Origin of the sequence: Romboutsia sp. 13368, from assembly GCF_018336475.1 — a bacterium.
Classification (GTDB): Bacteria; Bacillota; Clostridia; order Peptostreptococcales; family Peptostreptococcaceae; genus Romboutsia.
In genome coordinates this window covers 503948-510384 of the sequence record NZ_CP048741.1, presented here as the reverse complement: position 1 = coordinate 510384, position 6437 = coordinate 503948, and the positions used below count along the sequence as shown (strand labels likewise).

The following is a 6437-nucleotide window of genomic DNA, read 5'->3' as shown; positions in this document are numbered from 1 at the left end:
TTTCTTCAAAATATTTAATTTTAGCATAGCAAAGCCTATCTATATAAAAAAGTAAAGCTATTACASAAWKCCAGGCTATAGCTCTTTNTTMTAWTAAAAAAGTTCTAGGAAAATATCCTAGAACTTTTTTTCTTTACTTTTTTTTAAATAAATTTTCTATCTTTYTTCCAAAAGAACTCTTTTTTTCATGAACTTCTTCACCACATTCTGCAGCAAATTGTCTTAAAAGTTCTTTTTGCTTTTCGTTTAATCTTTTCGGAGTATCTACTATAACTTTTACATATTGATCTCCTCTAGAATTTCCTCTTAACTTTGGAATTCCTTTTTCTCTTAATCTAAATACAGTTCCTGTTTGAGTTCCTTCTGGTATAGTATATTTAACCTTACCATCTAAAGTTGGAACCTCTATTTCGTCGCCTAGTGCAGCTTGACTAAATGTTATAGGCATATCAAAGTATATATCAAATCCATCTCTAGTGAATAATGAGTGAGATTTTACATTTACAACTATATATAAGTCTCCTCTTGGTCCACCTTTACTTCCGACTTCACCTTGACCTGAAAGTTTTATCATTTGTCCATCATCTATACCAGCTGGAATATCAACTTCTATAGTCTTAACTTTTCTAACATTACCTTTACCTGAACATTTAGTACAAGGAGTATCTAAAACTTCTCCTTCTCCCCCACAAGTTGAACAAGTTCTTGAACTCGCTATATTACCAAAAGGCGTTCTTTGCACAGTTCTAACCTCTCCTGCACCGTTACATGTAGGACAAGTTTTTTTAGATGTTCCAGGTTTTGCTCCACTACCATGACATTCATCACATTCTTCACTTCTATTTATTTTTACAGAAGCTTTTTTACCAAAAGCAGCCTCTTCAAAGTCTATAGTTATACTTTGTTTTATATCCGCTCCACGCTCTGGCCCTCTTCTTCTAGGTCTTGATCCTCCGCCAAAACCTCCACCAAACATATCTCCAAATATATCTCCAAATATATCTTCGAATCCGCCACCGCCAAATCCTTGGCCTCCGAATCCTCCAAATCCACCTTGTCCATTTACACCTTCATGTCCAAATTGATCATAATTTTGTCTCTTAGTAGCATCTGATAATACCTCATATGCCTCATTTACTTCTTTGAATTTTTCTTCAGCTTCTTTATTATCTGGGTTTCTATCTGGATGGTATTTCATAGCTAATTTTCTATATGCTTTTTTTAAAGCTTGCTCATCAGCATTTCTATCTACACCTAATACCTCATAATAGTCTCTTTTAGTACTCAATACTGTCACCACCTTAAATTTAACAAATATTTTAGTACTCAATACTGTCACCACCTTAAATTTAACAAATATATCTTTTCATAGTAGTAATATTATTTAATATACTCATACTTTTATTAAATAAAAACATAGCTTGTAGAATATCAATACTACAAGCTATTATCATTATATTAAGCATTCAATTTCATCATTAATGATTAATGCTTATGAAAAGATACTCTTTTCTTATATATTAATTATATACAAATATACCTATATTTGTAATCTATTTTTCGTCATTTACTTCTGTAAAATCAGCATCAACTACATTATCATCTTGTGGTCCTGCTTGTTCTTGACCAGCATTAGCTTGTTGCTCAGCTTGTGCTTGTTGATACATTTGTTCAGATATCTTATGGAACTTGTTCATTACTTCATCCATAGCAGATTTTATTTCTTCAGCAGTTGCGCTTTCTTTTTCTTTAACTTCTTTTAACTTAGCTATTGCAGATTCTATTTGAGATTTATCATCAGCACTTACTTTATCACCAAGTTCATTTAATGTTTTTTCTGTTTGATATATAGTTGAATCAGCTTGGTTTAATGCTTCTATTTTATCTTTCTTTTGCTTATCAGCTTCAGCATTCATTTCAGCTTCTTTTACTTTTCTTTCTATTTCTTCTTCACTTAAGTTAGTTCCTGAAGTTATAGTTACTTTTTGTTCTTTTCCAGTTCCTAAATCTTTAGCAGTAACATGAACTATACCGTTAGCATCTATATCGAAAGTAACTTCTATTTGAGGTATTCCTCTTGGTGCTGGTGGTATATCAGTTAATTGGAATCTACCTAAAGTTGTATTGTCGTAAGACATACTTCTTTCACCTTGAAGTACATGTATATCAACAGCAGTTTGGTTATCTGCAGCAGTTGAGAATACTTGTGATTTCTTAGTTGGTATTGTTGTATTTCTTTCTATTATCTTAGTCATTACATTACCCATAGTTTCTATACCTAAAGATAATGGAGTAACATCAAGAAGTAATAAATCATTAACTTCTCCAGTTAAAACACCAGCTTGTATAGCAGCACCAGCAGCAACACATTCATCTGGGTTTATACCTTTATGTGGTTCTTTTCCTATAAACTTCTTAACAGCTTCTTGAACAGCTGGTATTCTTGTAGATCCACCAACTAATAATACATCATCTATATCAGATGTAGAAAGACCAGCATCTTGTAATGCTCTTCTTGTTGGTTCCATAGTTTTTTCTACTAAGTGAGCAGTTAATTCATCGAATTTAGCTCTAGTTATATCTATTGTTAAGTGTTTTGGACCTTCAGCAGTAGCTGTTATGAAAGGTAAGTTTACATTAGTTGTCATTGTTGATGATAACTCTTTCTTAGCTTTTTCAGCAGCTTCTTTTAATCTTTGAAGAGCCATTTTATCATTTCTTAAATCTACACCTTCAGCTTTTTTGAATTCATCAGCTAAGTAATCTATTAATACTTGGTCAAAATCATCTCCACCAAGTCTATTGTTACCTGCAGTAGCTAAAACTTCAAATGTTCCATCTCCTATTTCAAGTATAGAAACGTCGAATGTTCCTCCACCTAAGTCAAATACTAATACTTTCTTTTCTTGATCTAATTTATCTAAACCATAAGCAAGAGCTGCTGCTGTTGGTTCATTTATTATTCTCTTAACATCAAGACCAGCTATTCTTCCTGCATCTTTAGTTGCTTGTCTTTGAGCATCTGTAAAGTATGCTGGAACTGTTATAACAGCTTCTTTAACTGGTTGACCTAAGTAAGCTTCTGCATCAGCCTTTAGTTTTTGTAAAGTTATAGCTGATATTTCTTGTGGAGTATATGCTTTACCATCTATATTAACTTTATAATCTGTTCCCATATGAGTTTTTATAGATATTATCGTTTTATCTGCATTTGTAACTGCTTGTCTTTTTGCAGGTTCTCCTACTATTCTATCACCATCTTTAGTAAAAGCTACTACTGATGGAGTAGTTCTCATCCCTTCTGCATTTGTTATTACTTGTGGTTCTCCACCTTCAAGTACTGCAACACAAGAGTTAGTTGTTCCTAAATCTATTCCTATTACTTTTGACATAATACTTTTTCCTCCTATAAATATATCTATATATAAATCTATTGATTTATTTACTACTATAAAATTTTAAGTTAATTTTAACTAATATTTACAAAATAAAGTTATATTTTTAATTAGCAAGAAACCTTAACCATACTTGCTCTTAATACTTTATTTCCTAGCTTATATCCTTTTTGAAGTACCATAACAACTTTATTTGGTTCAACTCCATCTACACTTTCTTGCATAACTGCTAAATGTAAGTTAGGATCAAAATCTGCATCTTGTGCTTCAATTTCTTCTAAACCGAATTTTGTTATCATATCTTTTAATTGCTTATAAACTAGCTCTACACCTTTAAACATAGTATCTTCTTTATCTGTACAAGCTTCTAATGCTCTTTCCATACTATCTATAACAGGTATTAATTCATTTAATATTTTTTCATTAGCAAATATACCTATAGTTTCTTTTTCTTGTTGAGTTCTTCTTCTATAATTTGCATATTCTGCTTGAAGTCTTTTATATTGGTCATTAAGAGCCTCTATTTCATCACTTAACTTTTTTTCTTCAAGCTTTTCTTCTATATCAACTACATTTTCTTGACTCTCTTCAGTAGTTTCTTCATTTTCAACTACTTCTTCTTGAGTATCATCTTTAACTATTTCTTCTTCTAAGATAGTATCCTTATGTTCCAATACACTGCACCCCTCAATTTATTTTTTATTAAATAATAAATTAATATAATTTACTATTGCATAAATCCTTGCATAATCCATTCTTGTTGGACCTATAAAGCTAATCTTGCCTACTAAGTCCTTATCAATATTATATGTTGCTGTAACTATACTACAATCTTTAGCTAATTCAAGGTCATTATCACTACCTATTATTATATTTACATTATCCTTTTGTATTCCTTTTGATTTTAACATGCTATCTATTGTTTCTTTTTTCTCTATCATATTTAAAAATGATTTAGCTTTTATAACATCATTAAACTCTGGATAATTAAATATATTAGTTGCTCCATTTAAAGAAAATGCAAATTCATCTTGTGACATATTAAAGTTAAGAGCATCTATAAGTCCGTCTATTAAATTAGAATATTCACCTATTTCATACTTTATAAATGCAATTAATCTCTCATCTATCTCTACTATACTTTTCCCTAACAATTTTCTAGTTAGATTGTCAGAAATTATATTTAATTTAGATTGATCTAAATAAATATTACTAGTTAAGTCTGCCTTTTTAATATCACCATTATTAGTTACAACAACTAGCAATATTTTATTATCATCTATACTTACTAATTGTATGTGCTTTATAAYATTTTGATTGTTTAAGCTTTTAGCTACAGCTACTGTTGTATAATTAGTCAATTGAGATAACAACTTTGATGTTTCTTGAATTAAGTCTTTTATATGGCTTACATTATTTTGTATACAATCTTGAATAAGCTTTTTCTCTTCATCACTTAATTCACTTTTACTCATAAGCATATCTACATATAACTTATATCCTTTTTCTGACGGAACTCTYCCTGCAGAAGTATGGGGCTGAATTAAATATCCTAATTCTTCTAAGTCAGCCATCTCATTTCTTATAGTAGCAGCACTAATTCCTAAATCATGTTTTTTAGATATTGTTCTAGACCCTACCGCCTCGGCAGTTTCTATATAATCTTTAACTATAGCTTTGAGGATATTTAGTTTTCTTTCGTTAAGCTTCATTTTACGCCTCCTCGCTGTTAGCACTCATTTAAYCCGAGTGCTAAAAAGATTATATATATTATATATCATTATTTTTTAACATTGTCAATACTTTTTGGTTAATCTATAAATTCTACAAATACAGTATTAGATATTTCTCTTCCTCTTTGCGTTAAAGTTATATTATTATTTTGCTCTATAATTAAGTTTAAATTCTTTAATTTTTCTATAATATTACTGTATTTATCCTTAAAATTTATATTAAATTTTTCATAGAATTCATCTAAATTAATGCCTTTATTCATTCTAAGCCCCATAAATATAAACTCTTCTATTTCATCTTTTTTACTTAGTATATTCTTTTCTTCTAATGGTTTTTTATTATCCTCTAAGTACTTATTATATCCTTTAACATCACAAATATTACTATATCTATAATTATTTATGTAACCTGATGCTCCTGGTCCTAGTCCTAGGTAATTATCACATTTCCAATAAACTATATTATGTTTACATTCATATCCTTCTTTTGCATAATTAGATATTTCATATTGATGATATCCATTTTTATTCAATGTATCTATAGTATATTTATATATATTTATATCAACTTCTTCATCATTAAGTTCAAACTCTTTATTCATATACATATCATAAAACTTAGTTCCCTCTTCTAATATAAGTGAGTATGCAGATATATGTGATGGATTTAGTTTTATTATTTTATCTAAAGTTTCTTTCCACTCATCAAATGATTGATTCGGAAGAGAATACATTAAATCTACATTAATATTATTTATACCTACATCAATTGCATCTTTATAGTTTTTCTCAAATTGTTCATATGTATGTATTCTACCTATATATTTTAAATGATGATTTTGAGTTACTTGAAGTCCCATACTTAATCTATTTATACCTAATGATTTTATAGTTTCTAGCTTTTCTTTATTTAAAGTACCTGGATTACACTCCATAGTTATTTCAGCATCTTTTTTTATATTAAAATTCTTATATATACTTTTCACAAGCATAGTTAATTCATCGGAATTTAATATACTTGGAGTACCTCCTCCTAAAAATACACTAGTAAATTCTTTATTTTTAAATTCTTCTTTATATAATTCCATTTCTTTTGCAACATTTGTTAAATAATCTTTTTTCTGATTTTTTTCTTCTATTTTATAAGAGTTAAAATCACAATAGTTACATTTTTGTGCACAAAATGGTACATGTACATATAATCCTAACATTTATTTCTCCTTATCCATTTATTCTTTTATAATTATACCAATATTTTCATAATACTATCGCTAATTTTAAAATATAAATATTAAATAATTTATYTTAA

At 28.8% G+C, this 6437-nt stretch carries 5 protein-coding genes; all 5 read right to left on the bottom strand.

Annotated elements, in window-relative coordinates:
- Positions 1-133: 133 nt before the first annotated feature.
- Complete coding sequence (gene dnaJ / locus G3997_RS02145; protein ID WP_296647362.1) at positions 134-1288, bottom strand: molecular chaperone DnaJ; 1155 nt, start codon at positions 1286-1288, stop codon at positions 134-136.
- A gap of 265 nt (positions 1289-1553) precedes the next feature.
- Complete coding sequence (dnaK, locus tag G3997_RS02140; protein ID WP_296647360.1) at positions 1554-3392, bottom strand: molecular chaperone DnaK; 1839 nt, start codon at positions 3390-3392, stop codon at positions 1554-1556.
- A gap of 113 nt (positions 3393-3505) precedes the next feature.
- Positions 3506-4069: a nucleotide exchange factor GrpE gene (grpE, locus tag G3997_RS02135; RefSeq protein WP_296647357.1), complete on the bottom strand. Its 564-nt coding sequence runs from the start codon at positions 4067-4069 to the stop codon at positions 3506-3508.
- A gap of 18 nt (positions 4070-4087) precedes the next feature.
- Entirely contained in the window at positions 4088-5107 is a 1020-nt protein-coding gene (gene hrcA / locus G3997_RS02130; protein ID WP_296647355.1) for a heat-inducible transcriptional repressor HrcA, read from the bottom strand.
- A gap of 98 nt (positions 5108-5205) precedes the next feature.
- A complete protein-coding gene (gene hemW / locus G3997_RS02125; protein ID WP_296647351.1) occupies positions 5206-6339 on the bottom strand; it encodes a radical SAM family heme chaperone HemW in 1134 nt (377 codons plus the stop codon).
- Positions 6340-6437 lie beyond the last annotated feature (98 nt).